At 35.8% G+C, this 232-nt stretch carries 1 protein-coding gene; it reads left to right on the top strand.

The window, feature by feature from the left end; translation table 11 throughout:
• The coding region (locus AAEZ09_RS29280) for a hypothetical protein (RefSeq protein WP_350601815.1) at window positions 1–232 on the top strand (232 nt) is incomplete at both ends.

Raw genomic sequence — 232 nt, 5'->3', positions numbered from 1 at the left:
CTATATGCCTGAAATAGTCACCATAAAACTACCTAAGTTTTGGACTCTTAATGTTGCTCACTGTCATTTTAGTGCAGTAGATGATGACCGACTGATTGATTCAATATGGATTAATATTCCAGCACAACTACTCAATAGGCAACAAGTTATTAAAAAGCTTATAGCCTATTTAGGACAAGGGTCAGACTATTCCTCCGATAGCCATTACTATAGTGATAATGTAGTAGAACAC

Origin of the sequence: Pseudomonas sp. 65/3-MNA-CIBAN-0223 (assembly GCF_040310425.1) — a bacterium.
In the GTDB taxonomy this organism is placed as follows: domain Bacteria; phylum Pseudomonadota; class Gammaproteobacteria; order Pseudomonadales; family Pseudomonadaceae; genus Aquipseudomonas; species Aquipseudomonas gregormendelii.
This window is presented reverse-complemented; position numbering and strand designations above follow the sequence as displayed.